Raw genomic sequence first — 18,908 nt, 5'->3', positions numbered from 1 at the left:
GCACCAATGTGGCCAACAACCTGCATAAATCGAACGCTGCGAATGAGAGGCTGGCTGACGGACTTTTCTGCGGACGCTTTGGTCCTTGGAGGTGAGCATCAGGCCAAGACGCTCTCATTCTAACAGCTTTGGCAACGATGCGGAAAAAAACACGGCTGGCTGCCGTGCCTTGAACCGTAAATATATTGTAATAGGAGGAGAAGAAAGAATGAAAAAGCGCATTTTGGCAGTGCTGCTGTGCCTGTGCATGGTGCTTACCATGCTTCCGGTATCGGCCCTGGCCGCTGTGGGCGGCCTGCTGAACAACGCGCCAGAGCAAAACGAAACCTTGCTTGAAAAGCTGCAAAGCTTTACAGGCGAAAGTCCCGAAGAAGCCCTGGCGCTGCTGGACAGCATGGGCCTTTTGGATGAAGACGGAAACCTGATTACCGACCAGACCATCGACCTGGACGGCAAGCAGTACACCCTGGAGGAGATGGAGGCCCTGCTGGAGGACCCCTCTGCCGACTTGAGCCAGGTGGCCTATGCGGACGGCGTGCCCATTGCCCTGGGGGACCTCAAGACGGTGATCGCCATTGAGCGGGAGCTGCAGCACCTTCAGGAGACCTACTTCTCCGGAAAGACCTTTGATGGGGAGGCCCGCGAAAACCTGAACAGCCTGGTCACCCAGCTCCAGACCGCCGGCATCGCGTTTCAAAGCGCAGCGGTGGGGGACACCCACGCCAATGTGCCATCTGTAAACGTAAATAACTTTACAGCAGCTGATGTGGATTCCGGGGAACAGACTTTGTCCATACCGGCCAGAGCGAATCAAGAATACTCCGTGACCGTCACGCTGGACCCGGGCCTGCTGGAAGGGATCACAGTCAATGTGACCCTGGGCGCCACCATGACGGGCGTCACCCAATCGGTAACTGCCCAACTGAGCGAAAGCGATCCTACGGCTACGCTGACCTACACGGCAACCTTAAATGACCAATCGGTTTACAAAGGCGTGCCGTTAACGGTTAATGTATCCAGCAGCACACCGGACGTGCCCGACTATGCCTACGGCGAACTGGCCGGGGCCGTGCACTTCTCCAATGCCCAGGGGTTTGTGTTTGAGAGCGGCGGCCAGCAATCCGATTCCCACACCCTGCGGCTGACCAAAACCGTGGATGTTCCCGACCTGTCCACCAAGTGGATGCAGGCTGAGTGGACATCGCCGCTAAGTCTATACTCTGACACTGTTGAAAATCAGAATAATCACAAGAGCGCAGATGTCTACTTTGAGTTCCTGACTGAAGTGAGCAGCAGTTCCAACGAGGCACTGGGTATTACAAATGATAAGCCCACCGCCACCATAGAGACGATCAATGAGTTTATCGGGTTTCTCCAGGGAGCGAAGGGATATACCAGTGTCGATGCTGTTGGCGATGACGTTGTGAAGTTCAGCCTTACGGTGGGGAACTTGTCTGCGCGCTGTAACAGCACCATAACTGCGAGGGCGTGGAACTATGAAGGTAGTTCCCAGGGCTATACGCCGAATATGTACTTCCTGCCGGAAGGAGGGGAAGAGGGTGTCGACCGGGTCGACCTGAAAACTATCAACTATGGCATGGATTATTCATCTGAAGATATCAATGTCAATAATATTGACCAGATAACAACATCCCTGCAATTCGAAGCCTCCACCAAACTGGGAACGAATGCCGTACCAGAAAGGCTGGAGGTGCGAGGCGGCATATTTTATCCTGGGGCTGGGTATGGCGCGGAGGTATACAATTACGGAATGCTCAGAGACACCGCGGTGGAGCTGATAAACGACGGGAAAGCCCCCACCCTGAAATCCGCCACCACCCCGTCCGGCACCTACCGCCCCGGCCAGCTGGTGCCGGTGGTGCTCACCTTTGACGAGCTGGTGTATGTAAAAGACGATGCCAAAATCACCATCAACGACAAGGAGTTCACCCCCAATGACCTCCACATGAGCAAGGCGGGCAACCAGCTGATGTTCTGGTACCCGGTGCAGAAGGTGGACGGCAAGCAGGTGACCATCACCTCTCTCACCGGCATCACGGATATCTTCGGCAATGCGGCGGAGATCATCGGCGAGCCCGCTTCTGGTGCCACCTTGGAGAGCGCCCGGATGCGGGACGCGGCCACCGGCCTCAGCGCCGCCTATGAAAACGGCCAGGCCACCGTGACCGTCACCCTGTCGGAGGAAGAGGCGTATAAAAACAAATACGCCGGTTATCATCAGAACGCCAGCGGCGAGGCCCAAGAAGTGCCCTTCCAGGCGGTGGTCACCGATGGGAATGGGAAGGTGACTGAAATCCAGCAGGTCTATGTGAACGAGGACGGCTTTGCCACCCAGCCCTTCGCCGTGGCGGCCCAGAACGACGCAATGACCTACACCGTCACCCTCCAGGCCAACGAGGGCACGCGGGAAGATCCGAATTGGGTGGACCTGTCCTACAACACGGCCCTGCAAGACAGCTTTTCCGTGTCCGCCCTTGTGCAGGCTGCCACCGTGACGGTCACGGATAACAGCGGGGGAGACTACGAGCTCTCCCTGGCGGATACCGTCCGCCCCACCCTGAAAGCCACGGTGTACGGCCCCGACGGCTCCACCCTGGCCAGCAGCCAGAGCGGCACTTGGTCCAGCAGCGACACGGCCATCGCCACCATCACCACGGAAGACGACTACTCCGGCAAAGTCACCCTGACGGGGCGGAAGGTGGGAGAGGTGACCTTCACCTTCACCGCTGACAACGGCACGCCGGATGATGACAGTGACGATAAAACCGGGAAATCCCAAACTTATACGGTCGTTGCGGGCGAATCCATTGCCCTAGTAATCCCGCAGGGGGCCTCCACCATCGTGGTGCGGCAGAAGGCCGCCGCCACCGTGCTGTGGAGCTCCAACGCGTCCCAGTTTGCCCCGGGCGCGGACTTCCAGTACACCATTGAGGTGTTCTATGGCAATTATAAAACGGAAGCGGAGCTTGAAGGCAAAACGGCGGTCCAGACCTACACCGCCGCCAAGGACCAGAACAGCGTCCTGATCCCGGAGAACGTGCTGAGCCAGCTCTCTTCGGGGGAAACCCCCGCCTACACCGTGCGGGTGTCCATGCCCCATCCCAATGGGTCCGGCGAGGACGTCCGGCTTTCCGCCCTGGCGTGGATCGTGGTACATCCCGAGCCCGCCACCGCAGTGCTCACCCGGCCCGAGAGCCTCTACCTGAAGGACGATGAGGGCCCTGTGGAGATCGGTTGGTCTCTGGAAAATTATACCAGACAGACTGCCACCCTCACCATCCTGCGGGTGACGGAGGACAGCACTTCCGAGAAGGTTTGCAATGAGACCCTCTCCAGCGGTTCCGGCACCTACACGCTGAACCTGAGCCAAGTGGCTGAGGGCAATTTGAAGGACACCTACCAGGTCATGCTGTCGGTGACAAATCCCGGGGAGGAGTCCCCCAGCACCGATTCCTTCCCCCTGTATGTCTACAACGCCGACGCGTTGCAGATCGTGAACAGCGAGGATGAGGAAATTGATTCCCTGACGCTGGACAACACCGAGAAGGTCCAGGATTTGACTGCGGAGAACAACGAAACGGTTGCCTCCAAGACCACCCAGGAGATCCTGTCCATGCGGCAGGAGCTGGGCCTGCTGGATTACATCGGCATCAACTACGGCGCTTACGACTGGAACTCCTTTAAGGACGGCATCCAGTGGGCCACTGACAACGAGGAGATCTCCGTCAACTACAAGCAGGGCGGCCTGTACGAGGACATCCAGCTCTTCGACTTTGACACCTACCTGCCCGAGCTGAAAATGGGCATCGCCACCGTGGAGGGCGGCGAGGCGACCATCACTGCCACCCACGCCGCCACGGACATGAAGGCCAGTATCAAGGTCACAGCCGATACGCTGCGGGACCAGTTCTACCTGTTCCAGGTGACCCCGGCGGTGAAGACCACCCTGCGCTATACCAACGGCGATGACGAGGAGCAGACCGTGACCACCAACAGCGAAGGCGTGCTGGCCCTCTACGAGCCCAGCGGCATCGCCAGCGACGTGTGGCTCAACTCTGAGGTCACTGAGGATGGCGAGATCACGGAGTACCTGGGCACCATCTACAACTACGACCTCCAGTCCGGCGAGGGAGACGCCAGAAAACTTCAGCTCTACCCCCTGAACACCTTCCGCCTGCGGGAGGCAGCCAAGGCAGAGCTGACCCTCGTAAAGCCCGATGGTTCGCCCCTGGCCGGCTCTGAAGTGATCGTTCGGGGCGGCGTGTACAAGAACGGGTATTTCTGCGAGACCGCCGGCCTGGGCACCACCCGTAACGATATCGGTGCTGCCGGAGAGGAGCAGCAGGACACCGAGTTCACCACCGACGAAAACGGCAAGCTCACCGTCTACTTCGACTTCACCCAGTTCTGGTCCGAAGAGGCGGGGGAGACCAAGGACAGCCTTCCCACCGCCGAGGACAAGATCCAGTATGTGCTGGAGGTCCGCGACATTGCGGACGATGCCTATTACCCCCTGTTCCAGATGGTGGACGGCACCGTCAGCCCCATGCAGGAGATGCGCACCGCTTCCGGCGTGGTGGTGCTGGAGAAAGTGCCCCAGGGCGAGGCGAACAAACCCTTTGTGGCACGGCAGGTCATCGACTATGACCTGGAGGACGGCACCCTCATCGACACCCGCTATTCCACGGGCTTTGTGGGCCCCAACTACAACTTCCAAGAAGCGGTGCTCACCACCGACATGCTCCTGTGGGGCGAGAGCGGCGACGGGGCCTCTTACTCCCTGACCATGGTGGATGAGAACGACTACAGCCCCGAGGCCCAGGTGCCCACGGGCGCGGAGCGCTACCCCTTCACCTCCATGCCCGTGGTGGAGAACACCCTGACCCTCACTGAGGAGACCATGACCACTTCCGGGTGGATCCCCGATGGGGAAGACGTGGGCCTCAAGACACGCCTTACCCAGGACGGCGCCCTGGTGCAGGAGCGCACCATGCCTTTTAGGGCCATCGACTTGACCGATGTTAAATCTGTGGAAGAGGATGAGAACGTCACCGGCATGGTGGCCACCTTGATGGACTCCAGCGGCTGGGACACGAACAATATCAACTTTGGCAACGGCGGCAGCAGCATTCTCGATACCCTGATGGGCGACTTGGGAAAGCTGACAGGCCCCGTGAACACCAGCGTGTTCCAAATGCTCATCACCCCCAGCGAGGACCCCAGTGTCTTCAACGCCCTCATCTGGGCTGGCTATGACAGCTTGGACCTGAAGGATGTGGAGTACAAGAACGGCGTGGCGGTCAGCGCCAACTTTATGACCAAGGGCCTGGAGACGGATATGCCCAGTGTGGGCGACCTCCAGCAGATGGCCAACGGCACCTATGACCCCATGGCCGCCTACGATCCCTACCAGAGCAACCGGCTGTCCGATGTGGCAGGCTTTGACTTCGGTGTGCAGCTGGAAGGCTATTACGAGGCGGAGATCCGCTATAACCGGACCTCCGGCGATTGGGAGGTCTACACCAAAGGCGGCGGCTTTACCGCCGGTGTAGGCATGGAATTCGGCTTTAACGTGAACACCGTGGTGGGCATCGTGCCGGTCACCGGCAGCTTTGAGGTGGGCGGCGCCATGCAGCTGAGCCTTCAGGCCGCCACCCGGTACAGTGAACAGGAAGGCCTGGAGTGGAGCGACTCCGAGGCCACCGCTGTCACCGATTTCCTCACCGAGCTGCGTCTGCGGGCCTATGTGGAGGCTTTCGGCGGCTTTGGCTTCGACTACTCCCTCATCGCCCTGAAGATCGGCCTGTTCGGCAAGCTGGACGTGAACAGCCAGAACCGCTTCCTCTCGCGGGAGTATCTGGCGGAGGAAGCCCAGCGGCAGACCAATGGCCAATATCTGGATATCCAGAGCGAGGTGGGCATCAAGTTCAAGGCCGTGTTCGCTTTGATCTCCTACGAAAAGGTGCTGGCCTCCGGCTCCTTTGGCTATGGGAAGCCCTTCAATGACTGGAATGAGATCGACAGCTACTGGGAGAACACCGGCACCGGCCTGGACAGCCAGAGCCGCCAGTACGCGGCCGCGGCAAGCGGCCTGCGGGAGGTGTCCTCCACCGCCACCCTGCAGAGCCGGGACTACCTGGAGCAGTACGCCCGCACTTGGGGCAACACCCAAGCCCGTATGTCCCTGTTCAGCCTGGATGAGAAAAACGGAGTAAAAAATCTCCAGACCAACGCAAACCCCGCCTCCTTCCCCGAACTCAGCGACGACGGGAAGGTGCTGGCCTACATCAGCGACGGCAACAGCGACAGCATTTACGACAGCCGGGCCCACTACAGCTTGTTGAACGATGACGGCAGCTACGGCACTTCTCAGGAATTCCCTGATGGCGGCTTTGAGGGCTACGGCGACAGCGACGTGGATATCGCGGGCGTCCTCAAAACGGACTACACAGGCGGCAACGCCACCGCGGCAGCGGCCTGGGTGCGCCAGAGCGCTCAGATCCCCGGCAAGGACGCTGGCGCTGAGATCACAGCGGAGGAGCAGAACCTGCTGATGAACAGCTCCGAGATCATGGTCTCGGTCTGGTCAAAGAGGCAAGGCTACTACGACAACGGCAGTTGGACCACTACCCGCCTGACCACCAACGCCACCCCCGACCTGGCCCCCGCGGTAGCGGTCAACGGCAAAGGCAACGCCATCGTGTTCTGGCGCAGCGTGTACAGCGCCGATCCGGAGGGCGGCCTGATGGACTTCTCCTCCCAGGACCAGATCATGTACAGCTATTATGACGGCACCTGGAGCGAGCCTAAGATGCTCTACAACGGCGCCAACGGCTCCGTCAAGGGTCTTCAGGCCGCCATGCTGAACGACGGCACCGCCATGGCGGTGTACACCTTGGACCGCAATACCGAAGCGTCGGACGGCTCCGGCCAGGAGATCGGCTACACCATCGTGAAGAGCGACGGCAGCTTGGGCACTTCCATGCTGGTCACCAGCGACAAAACTCTGGACGAGAACCCCCAGGTGGCGGCACTCTCCCTGCATTTGACTTCAGGAATGTCCGATCAGCGCTTCATCCTGGGCTGGCACAGCCAGCGGGAGGGCGTCAGCGACATCCAGCTGCTGGCGGTGGATGAGAATGGCGTCATGTCCAACACCTTCCCTGCCTCCCTGTCCGCCCTCACCAGCAGCGGCCAGGCCAACATCGGCGGCGACTTCCGCTTTGCCCGCGTGTGGACCAGCCGCACCTCAGGCAGTGGCTACGTAGATAACCTGACCATCCTGTGGAGCGAGACCGTCAGCGACGAGACTACAAATCGCCTGATGACAGCGGCCCACAGCCAGCTGAAGGCGGTCCGCCTGCTGGCGGAGGATACGGATGACGACTACATTGTGGATGACTTCTGGCTGACTGCGCCCCAGGTGGTGGCGGAGCTGCCGGAAAACACCCTGCTGGACCACTTCGACGCCTATGTGGAGACATCGTATGCCGATAACTCCCAGCATCCCATCAAGGCGGTAATCCAGGCCACCTACTATGACCAGACTAACCCGGAAACTATCCCAAGCGATGAAGGCACCGTCACCCTCCCCGGCGAGGAGACCAAGCTCTACACCGCCACCCACAACTTCGAGGCCTACGGCCTGGAGGTGGAGGCCATCGGGGTGGACTACGCCAACCTGATGGCGGAGAGCCTGACCCCCATCCAGTTCACCGTCCGCAACACCGGCGTGAACGAGGTGACGGACCTGACTGTCACCCTGGAAGAAGAAGAGGAGACCGCCACTCTGGAGGAGGCCCTTGCCCCCAATGAGAGCGCCACCCTGACGGTGTACCACGGGATTGACGAGGCTGTGAGCAATGTGAAGTACACCATTGCCGGGAACAATATCACTGACCAGAGCGGCACCGTCTATCTGAACTACCCGGATATCGGCATCTCCCAGATGAAGGTGCTGGAGGAAAACGAGGGCAAGCGCACCATTGCTGTCACCCTCTACAACACCTCCGACGCCCCGCTGGCAGACAGCGGCCGGACGGTCAAGGTGGGCTTCTACACCGACAGCATGTTGGAGGAAGAAGCCAGCGTGACCTATAACGGCAGCACTACCAGCGACGCCATTACGATCTCCGGCAATGATCTGGCCCGCATCGACGCAGGCAGCTACACCCTGGTGCTGACCTACGACGTGGGCAGTTATGTGAAAGACACCCTCTGCGAGAAGGAGATCCCGGAAAGCGGCGTCTACCTGTACGCCGACGCCTGGGCAGAGGGGACGATTGGGACCCAGAGCGGGAGCAAACGCCTGCCCGAGTACCACAGCGGCGACAATCAGTCGGCCGTCCTGCTCACGGGCGCCTATGCCCGCACAGGGGAAATGACCGCGCTGGATGTGGTCCTGGACAACAGCGATGATACGACCACAGCCACCGTGACCTTGAAGAACAACTCCCTCCAGGACCAGGCGGATAGCGGCACCCTGGTGGCTCTCCTGCTGGACGAGAACGGCAACACTCTGGATACCCACACAGTCACAGAGGACACAAAGCTCACCTGCGAGCAAAACAAGCAGATCCCCGTGGACTTCCAGGAGAAGGGCACCGATGTGATCCTGCTGTATGTTCCCGCGGGAAGCACAGAGACCCAGCTTCAATTCTCCAACATCGACGTGGATCTGAGCGACTTTGTTGAGGAAGATCCGGATAAATCCAATGAATACACCTACACCCTGCAGGGCGATGCCCCCGCTTCCACGACCGTGATCTTCAGCAGCAGCGAAAAGGTCACAATAAACGGAGAAGAGCAGAGCACCGGCGTGGGAAGCGTCCAAGTCCCCATCCCCACCGGCAGCAGCACCATCACGGTGACCATGGGGGAAAAGACGTACCATCTGCATCTGACCCGGAGCGGCGGTGGCGGCGGGGAAACGACCTATCCCCCCACCATCCTCGAAACCGAGCACGGCACCGTGACCGTCGATCCCACCCATCCCCGCCAGGGCGATACAGTGACCATCACCGCCCAGCCCGACGAGGGCTATGAAGTGGGGGAGGTCACAGTCACCCGGCCCGACGGCAGCCAGGTGGAACTCACGGAAAACAGCGACGGCATCTGGGGCTTCACCCAGCCCGGTGAGAGCGTGACCATCGCCGTCACCTTCCGCTGCGACGGCGGCGAGCTGTGCCCCTCCGCACACCTGACAGACGTGGAGCTGAACGCCTGGTACCATGAAGCCGTGGACTATGTGGTGGAGCATGGTATTATGGCGGGGGTCAGCGCCACAGCATTCCAGCCCAACGGCAGCTTGACCCGCGGCCAGGTGGTGCAGATTCTGCACAACCTGGAGGGCAAACCGGAAGAAACCGCAGAGGCGCCCTTTACCGATACCGCCGGCCACTGGGCCCTGGAGGCCATTGCCTGGGCCGCTCAGAACAACGTGGTGGCCGGTTACGATGACGGCACCTTCGGGCCGGAGAAGCTGGTCACCCGCGAGGAGTTCGCCCAGATGATGTACAACTACGCCAAGTTTAAGGGCTATGACTTGACCGCCGGAGGAGACCTGACCCAGTTCCCGGATGCGGGAGCCATCAGCGATTGGGCGGAGACCGCCCTAAGCTGGGCAAATGGCAAGGGCCTGATCAACGGCCATGACAATGGCACCATTGATCCCCAGGGCAATACCACCCGCGCCCAGGCGGCCAGCATTATGAAGAACTTTGATTTGAAAGTTGTGGAAGATTGAGACCCCAAACAAATGAAACGCGCGAAGGCCGGGAGCAATCCCGGCCTTCGCTTTTGTAGGGGGCTAGGCAGCCCGCGCGGGTGAAATTTGTGGCAGCGCCGCGGCTACAGCCACTGGCCATACCGGCGGATATACCTTTTCTTTACCACCGTCACCAGCGCCATATATCCCAGCACAACCATCCCCAGCAGCAGAAAGTACACCGGGGGCAGGGCGGCCATTTCCAGGGGAGCCGCCAGGGGCGTAAAGGGGATGGCCGTCACCAGGGCAATCCCCGCCAAGGAGAGCAGCGCCACCGGCACGGAGGCCCGGCTCCGGGCAAAGGGGAGTTTCTCTGTGCGCAGCATGTGGATGACCAGCGTCTGGGTCCACATGGATTCCACAAACCACCCTGTCTGGAACAGGGCCACATACAGCGCCTGGGCGGCGGGGTCCGCCAGCTGGGTGTACAGCTGGCCGCCGGTGGCCAGGGGGCACAGTACAAAGTACAGCAGCAGATAGGTGGCAATGTCAAACAGGGAACTAATCGGCCCTATCCACAGCATAAACCGGCCAATTCCCTTGGCTTCCCACCTTCTGGGGACCTTTAGATATGCTGGGTCCACGTTGTCCCAAGAGAGGGCGGTGCAGCAGACATCATAGATCAGATTCAGCAAAATCAGGTGCAAAGAGGCCATGGGCAAGAAGGGCAGGAAGGCGCTGGCCGCCAGCACGGAGAACATGTTGCCAAAGTTGGAGGAGGCCGTTATCTTGATGTACTTCATCATGTTGGCATAGGTCTTCCGGCCCTCCAGCACGCCCTGCTCCAGCACCATCAGATCCTTTTCCAACAGCACTACCGAGGCGGTCTCCTTGGCAATGTCCACAGCAGTGTCCACCGAGACGCCCACGTCTGCGGCCTTCATGGCAGCCGCGTCGTTGATGCCGTCGCCCATATAGCCCACAGTGTGGCCCTTTTCCCGCAGGATGCGCACCACCCGCGCCTTCTGCTCGGGAGAGAGCTTGGCAAACACTGTGATGTCCTCCGCCAGCCGCCCCAGCGTTTGGTCGTCCAGGCTCTCTAAATCCGTGCCCAGCAGGATGCGCTCCACAGGCAGCCCCACTTGCCGGCAGATGGCCTGGGTGACTTTCTCGTTGTCCCCGGTGAGGATTTTCACCGAGACGCCGTATTCCTGCAAGGCTTGAATGGCCGCTTGGGCGGTGGCCTTAGGCGGGTCCAGCAGGGCCAGAAAGCCAAGGAGCACCATGCCCCGTTCGTCCTCCACAGAGAACTGCCCCGCCGGGGAGGGGTTGGTCTTTTGGGCCACAGCAATGACCCGCATGCCCTGGCCGTTCAGCTCGCCGGCCTTTGCCAGCACCCGCCGGCGCACCCCTTCTTCCAGGGGCAGAACCCGGCCGCCGCACTCGGCCCAAGCGCAGCACTGCAGCATCTCTTCTACGGCGCCCTTGGTGACCAGCTGGGTTTTCCCCTCCCGGTCTTGGACCACCACGCTCATCCGGCGGCGCTGGAAATCGAAGGGGATTTCGTCCACCTTGGTGTACTTTTCCACCAGGTCATGGGCGCCCAGCTCTTCCTGCTTCTGGATGACCGCCAGGTCAATCAGGTTTTTCAGCCCCGTCTGGAAGTAGCTGTTCAGAAAGGCGTGGCGCAGCACCCTGTCGTCCTCTTTTCCGTCCACGTTCAGGTGGTACTCCAGCACCACCTTATCCTGCGTGAGGGTGCCGGTCTTGTCCGTGCAGAGAATGTCCATCGAGCCCAGGTTCTGGATGGAGTTTAAATTTTTGATGATGACCTTCTGCTTGCTCATGGCCAGGGCGCCCTTGGCCAGGGAGGCAGTGACGATCATGGGCAGCATTTCCGGAGTCAGGCCCACAGCAATGGAAATGGCGAACAGCGAAGCCTGCATCCAATCCCCTTTGGTAAACCCGTTGACAAGCAGCACCACCGGTACCATCAGCAGCATAAACCGGATCAGCACCCAGGAAACAGAATTGACGCCCTTCTCAAAGGTGGTCTTGGGGGGCTTGGTGTTCAGCTCCTTGGCCATCCGCCCCAGCATGGTGTTGTTGCCCACGGCCAGCACCAGGGCTTTCGCGCTGCCGCTGACCACGTTGCTTCCCAAAAAGGCCAGGTTTGCCGTGTCTGTCAAGGCCGCCTTCTGTGAAACGGCTGTCCCCAGCTTTTCCACGGCCTCACTCTCCCCTGTCAGGGCGGACTGGCTGAGGAACAGATCTTTGGCGCAGAGGATCCGTAGGTCAGCGGGGATCATGTCCCCGGCGGAGAGGTACACCAGGTCGCCCGCCACGATTTCCTCCAGGGGGATTTCCGCCTTTTGGCCCGATCGTTCCACGCAGGCGGTGGTGTGGAGCATCCCCAGCAGCTTGTCCGCCACGTTGCCGCTGCGTGTCTCCTGGACAAAGCGCAGCCCCCCAGAGAGCAGCACCATGGTGGCGATGATAAGGACCGTGGCGTAGTTTTTCTCCCCCGGGCTGGCCAGGGCAATGTCTGTGACGGCGGAAATCACCGCCAGCGCCAGCAGAATCACCGTAAAGGGGTTGATAAAGGCAGAAAACAGGCGCTTTGCCACGGATTCCCGCTTTCCATAGGTGAGCACGTTGCTGCCGTGCTCCTCCCGGGAGCGCTCCACCTGTTCGGGGGTCAGGCCGGTGGCGGCAGTGCCGTACCGAGCCAGAAGCGCAGTTTCTTCCTGGGCGGCAGCCCAGAAAAGGCGCTCATAAATGGTGTTAGCCCGGCCCCTGGCCCCGCTGCCACCCGCAATCCATACGTTCTTCACAATCTTCTTCATGGTTCTGTACCTCCAAATTGAAAAATTTGCGCGGTGCGCATTGGAAGGGGTACAGTGCAGGGAAGAAGGGCCCGCCTTTTTGGCGGCCTACAGGGAAAGGAACGGGCGGCAAAGCCCGGCCCTCCTGCGGGGTTCCCCTCTTCGTTCCAGCGTGGTTGCACTGTTACTGCTTCCCGTGTCCATTCCTTTCACCTCACTTGTAAAAAAGTATCTATCTCATCGCCCGCAGGGCGTTGTTTTCCCCAAAAAGGGCAGAAAAAGGCCACCGCCTTTAGGAATCCCCAAAAACGATGGCCGGTAAAAGCGGAAAATCCGCTACGGGCGCAGGCGCCCGCGGTTGCTGGGTCCCCATCGTTTTGAAAAAATCCTGTTGCGTGAACTGTGTTCCATTGCTGGCGCCTCCTTTTTTGAATAATAAAAGCTCCCGTATGTCCGGTGAACATACGGGAGCCAGATGCCTCGTGTACATTCGTTTGAGCTTTAACTCTGCAGGGCGGTGAAGCTGTGTTATGATACACCTTGCGCTCGATGTACCCTGTTCAAACCAGCTGATGGTGTCTCCACCATTTCGCGGCAACAGCCCGTATCCCTGTAGGAGCCTTACCTACCGAACGATTTTACTGTAGCATGGTTTTACTGGCTTGTCAAGGCCTTTTCAGATTTCCAGCCCTATCATCCACACCGTTTGATCCGGGCTGCAGCGAAAATCCCAAAAGGCGGAAAGTTTCCCACAAGAGGTGTGCGGCACAGGGGCGTTCCAGTTCCCACCTTGCCCCTTGGGCGGGAAGAACCCGCAGAAGGCTTTCAAAATTTTCCGATTGGTAAAATAAAAACTTTCCTAAATGGAAGATTTCTCCCTGTTCAACGGCCCCAAAAGGCGGTATACTGGGGCTGTAACCAGAAAGGAGAGTGCGGTATGAAAGTGTTGTTAGCCCAAAAGCTGCGGGAGTTCCGCAAGAGGCGGGGCCTCACCCAGGAGCAGCTGGCAGAGGCCATGGGCGTCACCGTGGGCGCAGTGTCCAAGTGGGAGTCCGGTTCCTCCACCCCGGATATCAGCATTATTTTGGAGCTGGCAGATTTCTTCGAGACCAGCGTGGACGTGCTTTTGGGCTACACTCAGCAAAGCGCCAGCCTGGAGGACAGCGTCTGCCGTCTGCGGGATTTGCGCATCCAAAAGGACTACGCCGTCGCCTTCCGGGAGGCGGAAAAGGCCCTGCAGCGCTTCCCCAACAACTTCCAGGTGGTGTACGAGTGCGCCAGAATTTACCAGCTTTCCGGCCTGGAAAACCACGATACGGTGGCCCTGACCCGCTGCCAGGAGCTGTACCGCCGCAGCCTAGAGCTCATCTCCCAAAACGAGGACAGGGAAATCAGCCCGGTGTCCATCTACATCGCCATGGCCAACGCCATGCATAGCGCGGGGGATAAAGAGGGCGCCCTCAAGCTGCTGAAAGAGTACAACGTGGAGGGCGTCAACAACGCGGAGATTGGCACCATCCTGGCCAAGGAACAGGAAACCAGCCAGGAGTCCCTCACCTATCTCACCCGGGCTTTGCTGAACGCGGAAACCGCCTTGCTCCAGTTCAGCGTGGGCTACGCCAACGCCTGCCTGCACTTGAACCGGCCTGCCCAGTCTCTGGAGTTCAACCAGCTGCTGTACCAGTTCATCCAGGGATTTAAAGAGCCGGGAAAAATGTCGTACCTGGATAAAGCCCAGGTCATTCTTCTACTTTTAAACGCTTTTGCCTGCACCCAGCTGGGGGATAGGGAGCGGACGAAAGAGTACCTGCGCCAGGCCCGCCAGCTGGCCCTGCGGTTCGACGCCGCCCCCAGCTACGGCTTAGAGCACCACAAGTTCATCACCCCGCAGCGGGACGCCGCCGCCTACGACGATTTCGGCCCCACCGCCATGGAGGGCGTGGAAGTCCAGCTGAAGGACAACGAAAGCGATTACCCCGGCCTTTGGGCCCTGTGGGAGGAGGTTTGTCATGAAGAAGCGTGAAATCCGGCGGCCCTTTGTCCGCCAATTCTACAGAAGGAACAAATTAAATTTTATCCTGGCCTTTGCCGCCACCGTGGTGATGGCCTTTGCGAACCTGGTCATCTCCTGGCTGCTCCAGCAGATTATGGATTTGATGGCGGGCAGCGGCAACACCCTTTCCCTGGGAGGTATCTGCTGGGTGCTTTTGGGCATTGTGGCCACCATCGTTCTGGTGGGCGCCGTCCGGGCCTACGCCCTGCCCCGGTTCTTCACCCGGGCCATGGGCCAGTATAAGGATTACGCCTACAGCCAGCTTTTAAAGAAGAACATCTCCACCTTTTCCCGGGAGAGCACCTCCACCTATTTGTCCGCCCTCTCCAACGACGCCAACAGCATTGAAGGAAACTACCTGGAAAAGCTCTTTGACCTGGTGATGGATGCCATCCTCTGCGTGGGCGCCTTTTTGATGATGCTCTGGTACAGCCCGCTGCTCACCTTGATTGCCCTGGTGCTTTCCCTACTGCCTTTGGGCGCCTCTCTGGTGGCGGGCAAGCACTTGGCCAGCCGGGAGCAGGAAGTCTCCCGGAAAAACGACAGTTTCCTCTCCATGGTCAAAGACGGCCTCACTGGCTTCTCTGTGGTGAAGAGCTTCAAAGCCGAGAAGGAGATCCTGCGGCTGTTTTCCCAAAGCAACGCCCAGGCCCAAGAGGCCAAGCGCCGCCGGATGTGCCTGGCCCAGGTGCTGCGCTCCTTGGGCAGCGTGGCGGGGGTGGTGGCCCAGTTCGGGGTGTTCCTGGCGGCGGCTGTGCTGGCTTTGGCGGGCAAAGGCGTCACTCCCGGCGTGGCCGGGGTGTTCCTCCAGCTCAGCGGGCTTTCCATCATGTTCCTGCAGGAGGGGCCTGAGATGCTGGCCAACCGCCGGTCGGCTTTGGCCCTTATCGACAAGCTGGCGGAATCCCTCTCCCAAAACGTCCGGGAGGAGGGCGCGCCCATCCCCAAAAAGCTGGAGGAGGGCATCCAGGTGCGGGACCTCTCCTTCTCCTACCAAGAGGGCGAGGAGGTGCTCCACCACGTAAACGCCCAGTTCCAGGCGGGGAAGAGCTACGCCCTGGTGGGCGCTTCCGGATCGGGGAAGTCCACCTTGCTGAATTTGCTCATGGCGGGCCACGGCGGCTACTCCGGGGAAATCCTCTACGACGGCCGGGAGCTTTCCACCGTCAGCACCCAGTCCCTTTACGAGCTGGTCTCCATGGTGGAGCAGAACGTGTTCGTGTTCAACAGCACCTTGCGGGACAACATCACCATGTTCCGGGACTTCCCGCCCCAGCAGGTCCAGCGGGCCGAGGAGCTTTCGGGCCTTGCCCCCATCATCCAGGAGAAGGGCGAGGACTGCCTCTGCGGGGAGAACGGTTCGGGGCTTTCCGGCGGCCAGCGCCAGCGGGTGTCCATTGCCCGGTGTTTGCTGCGGCACACCCCCGTGCTTTTGGTGGACGAGGCCACCGCTTCCCTGGATAAGGAGACAGCCTTCCGCATCTCCAGCTCCATCCTGGATTTGGAGGGCCTCACCCGGGTGGTGGTCACCCACTCCTTGGATGAGGCGCTCCTTAGCCGGTACGACGGCATCCTGGTGCTGCACCACGGCCGCGTGGTGGAGACCGGCCAGTTCCAAGAGCTGATGGACCGCAAGGGCTTGTTCTACTCCCTGTACACTGTGGCCCAGTAGAGAGGCGTGGAGAGCTGCGCCCGGTTCCGCCCGTGCAAAAGTCCCCCGCTGTGTTCCTTTTGTCCCGGCGGCGAAGAGGGATTTACATTTCTGCTTTGCTGCGGTATAATGGCGCATAGATAAAGCGCGCAAAAGGAGGAACATCCCATGGACTTGGAAACTATGAAACGTAAATACGCCTACACCCTGGCCCGGGTGGGGCTGAATGTGCAGAAGGGCCAGACCGTTTTGGTGGAAGCCGCCATCGAGGGCTGGCAGTTTGCCAGCCTCTTCGCCGAGGAGTGCTACAAGCTGGGCGCCGGCAATGTGGTTGTCAACTACCTGGACCAGGCCAGCTTAAAGGTGGCCGCCCACTACCGCCCCGATGAGGACGTCCGCCGGGTGGAGGACTGGGAGCGTTCCATGTACCAGAAGTACCTGGACGAGGGCGCCTGCTATGTCCGCCTGGAGGGCGTGAACCCTCAGCTGATGGAGGGCGTCAGCGAGAAGGAGTCCAACGCCATTTTCGCCCATGTGGACGGCGTGCGGAACATCATGCGCAAGGCCAGCCGGGAGAAGCACTGCCAGTGGCTCATCGCTATGGTGCCCACCGTGGAGTGGGCCGAGTACATCCTGGAGAAAAAGGGGGAGGAGGCCCTTCGGGAGCTGTGGGAAATCCTCTTGAAGTTGTGCTATATCGACGAGGACAACGACGTGGTGAAAACCTGGGAGGAGCTCCACGCCCAGAAGGCAGCCCGCGGTAAGGCCGTGGACGCCCTGAAGCTGACAAAGCTCCACTACACCGCCGGGAACGGCACGGACCTCACCGTGGGCCTGACCCCTTGGTCCAAATTCGGCCACGAGGGCGCCCCCGCCATCCCCTTCACCCCCAACATCCCCACCGAGGAAATCTGCACCACCCCCGCCAAGTACGAGACAAACGGCGTGGTGTACGCCTCCCGGCCCTTGGTGCTGGGCGGCAAGAAGATTGAGAACTTCGGCTTCCGCTTTGAAAAGGGCAAGGTGGTGGAGGTCCTGGCCGGCGCCGGCAAGGAGATGCTGGAAGCTTTGGTGGCCACTGACGAAAACGCCGGCTACCTGGGCGAGGCCGCTTTGGTGGAGTACCATTCCCCCATCAGCATGAGCGGCCTGGTGTACTACACCACCCTCATCGACGAAAACGCCAGCTGCCACCTGGCGCTGGGCCGGGGGCTCAACTCCTCCCCCGCGGGCCATCCGGACTTGTTTAATGATTCCACCATCCACATTGACTTCATGATCGGCACCCCCGACATGAAGATTGTGGGCACCACAGAGGACGGCCGGGAGGTGGAAATCTTCCGCAACGGCGACTTTGCCCTGTGACCACTAAACGCGAAAAAGCCCCCGTATGCCGGGGGCTTTTCTGCTGCATAAAAAGCACCGGGCATCTCCGGCGCTTTTTTTGTTGGCTGTTTACTTTTTCAGGGCAATGGCCTCAATTTCGCACAGCACGCCCTTGGGCAGCTCCTTCACCGCCACGCAGCTGCGGGCGGGATTGGAGGTGAAATATTTGGCGTACACCTCGTTAAAGGCGGCGAAGTCCTTCATGTCCGCCAAGAAGCACAGCGTCTTAAAGACCTGCTCAAACCCAGAGCCGCCGGCCTCCAAAATGGCGCCCACGTTCTTGCAGCTCTGCTCCGCCTGGGCGGTGATGCCTTCCGGCGCCGCGCCGGTCTGGGGGTCCACCGGCAGCTGGCCGGAGGTGTACACCACGCCGTTTACCTCATACCCCTGGGAATAGGGGCCAATGGCGGCGGGGGCGTTCTCAGTATGGATTTTGTTCATAAGTCCTGCTCCCTTCCAATAGGTTCTTTTCTCTTATTATTGGGGAAGAACCGCCATTTGTCAAGGTGCTCCCGCAAAAGCGCCTTTTGGAAAGGCCCGCGCCTCTGGGCCCGGCGAGATGCGGCGCTTGCGCTGTTGGGAGAGCTGCACCATCCCACAGGGGGGAATAGGGGCCGCCGCTGAACGCCTTGCAAAGATACGCATTGAAAAAAGCGGCGGACCCGGGTATAATATTCAGAGGCGGCCATCGAGGATGGCCAGGGGGGAGGAAATGCCGTGCCGGTTGATATGAAAGAGGTCATTGCCCAGGCAGCCATGAAGCTTTTAATCGAGAAGCATGCGAAAAAGCTGACGGTAAAGGATATTGTGGAGGAATGCCACATCACCCGCCAAACCTTTTATTATCACTTTGCGGATATTCCTGAGATGTTCCGCTGGATTTTAGAACAGCAGGGGCAGCGCGCCTTGCTGGAGGCCAAAGCACAGGCAGGGGGAGAAAAGGGCCTTCGCTGCCTGTTCGTCATGGCGCTGGAGGCCATGCCCTATTTGCGCCGTGTAGAGCGCACCCCTTACGGGGAGGAGCTGCAGCGGATGGTAGCCCAGTCCATTCAGAATATCTTTGAGAAGATTATCGAAGAGAAGGGGCTGTATGCCCAGTGCAGCCGCGGGGAGATAAAGCTCATCCTGCGGTACCATGTGGGGGCTATTCTGGGGCTGTTTCAAAGCTGGGGGCCGGAGGACACCAAAAACTTGGACAGGATTGTCCATACCGTGTTTTTGCTGATGACCGAGGGCATATCCCCGCAGGAAGGGGCCAACCTATAA

At 60.0% G+C, this 18,908-nt stretch carries 7 protein-coding genes and 1 riboswitch; of the genes, 5 read left to right on the top strand and 2 right to left on the bottom strand.

What is annotated here, in order from left to right; translation table 11 throughout:
- Nucleotides 1-208: 208 nt before the first annotated feature.
- Nucleotides 209-9,766 (top strand): S-layer homology domain-containing protein, encoded by a 9,558-nt coding sequence (locus tag ODJ80_RS04285; RefSeq protein WP_263041067.1) that lies wholly within the window; start codon nucleotides 209-211, stop codon nucleotides 9,764-9,766.
- A gap of 104 nt (nucleotides 9,767-9,870) precedes the next feature.
- Here the strand turns inward: ODJ80_RS04285 and mgtA are convergent, their stop codons facing one another.
- Entirely contained in the window at nucleotides 9,871-12,573 is a 2,703-nt protein-coding gene (gene mgtA, locus ODJ80_RS04280) for a magnesium-translocating P-type ATPase (RefSeq protein WP_263041066.1), read from the bottom strand.
- A 457-nt stretch (nucleotides 12,574-13,030) separates the two neighbouring features.
- A riboswitch (M-box (ykoK) riboswitch) is annotated at nucleotides 13,031-13,192 on the bottom strand.
- Between the two features lie 297 nt (nucleotides 13,193-13,489).
- Here mgtA and ODJ80_RS04275 point away from each other — a divergent pair.
- The 3 genes from ODJ80_RS04275 (at nucleotide 13,490) to ODJ80_RS04265 (ending at nucleotide 17,621) form a co-directional block, all read left to right on the top strand.
- A complete protein-coding gene (locus ODJ80_RS04275) occupies nucleotides 13,490-14,575 on the top strand; it encodes a helix-turn-helix domain-containing protein (protein ID WP_263041065.1) in 1,086 nt (361 codons plus the stop codon).
- Nucleotides 14,562-16,277, top strand: coding sequence for an ABC transporter ATP-binding protein (locus ODJ80_RS04270; RefSeq protein ID WP_263041064.1), 1,716 nt, complete (start codon nucleotides 14,562-14,564; stop codon nucleotides 16,275-16,277). Before ODJ80_RS04275 ends, ODJ80_RS04270 begins: the two co-directional genes overlap by 14 nt.
- A 147-nt stretch (nucleotides 16,278-16,424) precedes the next feature.
- On the top strand, nucleotides 16,425-17,621 hold the full coding sequence (locus tag ODJ80_RS04265) for an aminopeptidase (RefSeq protein ID WP_263041063.1): 1,197 nt from the start codon (nucleotides 16,425-16,427) through the stop codon (nucleotides 17,619-17,621).
- A gap of 90 nt (nucleotides 17,622-17,711) precedes the next feature.
- Here ODJ80_RS04265 and ODJ80_RS04260 read toward each other — a convergent pair whose 3' ends face one another.
- Nucleotides 17,712-18,083 carry a RidA family protein gene (locus tag ODJ80_RS04260; RefSeq protein ID WP_022336654.1) on the bottom strand — a complete coding sequence of 124 codons (372 nt, stop codon included), beginning with the start codon at nucleotides 18,081-18,083 and terminating at the stop codon, nucleotides 17,712-17,714.
- Between the two features lie 276 nt (nucleotides 18,084-18,359).
- On the opposite strand from ODJ80_RS04260, the gene ODJ80_RS04255 reads away from it, so the two are divergent.
- Nucleotides 18,360-18,908: a TetR family transcriptional regulator gene (locus ODJ80_RS04255; RefSeq protein WP_263041062.1), complete on the top strand. Its 549-nt coding sequence runs from the start codon at nucleotides 18,360-18,362 to the stop codon at nucleotides 18,906-18,908.

Origin of the sequence: Acutalibacter sp. LFL-21, from assembly GCF_025630755.1 — a bacterium.
GTDB lineage: Bacteria > Bacillota > Clostridia > Oscillospirales > Acutalibacteraceae > Acutalibacter > Acutalibacter stercoravium.
The sequence above is the reverse complement of the archived record's forward strand: the minus strand, read 5'-3'. Positions and strand labels throughout refer to the sequence as shown.

What these genes read in the sequence shown, in the direction of transcription:
- mgtA (WP_263041066.1), bottom strand. Translation starts at nt 12,573, where the DNA reads ATGAAGAAGATTGTGAAGAACGTATGGATTGCGGGTGGCAGCGGGGCC.
- ODJ80_RS04260 (WP_022336654.1), bottom strand. Translation starts at nt 18,083, where the DNA reads ATGAACAAAATCCATACTGAGAACGCCCCCGCCGCCATTGGCCCCTAT.
- ODJ80_RS04265 (WP_263041063.1), top strand. Translation starts at nt 16,425, where the DNA reads ATGGACTTGGAAACTATGAAACGTAAATACGCCTACACCCTGGCCCGG.
- ODJ80_RS04285 (WP_263041067.1), top strand. Translation starts at nt 209, where the DNA reads ATGAAAAAGCGCATTTTGGCAGTGCTGCTGTGCCTGTGCATGGTGCTT.
- ODJ80_RS04270 (WP_263041064.1), top strand. Translation starts at nt 14,562, where the DNA reads ATGAAGAAGCGTGAAATCCGGCGGCCCTTTGTCCGCCAATTCTACAGA.
- ODJ80_RS04275 (WP_263041065.1), top strand. Translation starts at nt 13,490, where the DNA reads ATGAAAGTGTTGTTAGCCCAAAAGCTGCGGGAGTTCCGCAAGAGGCGG.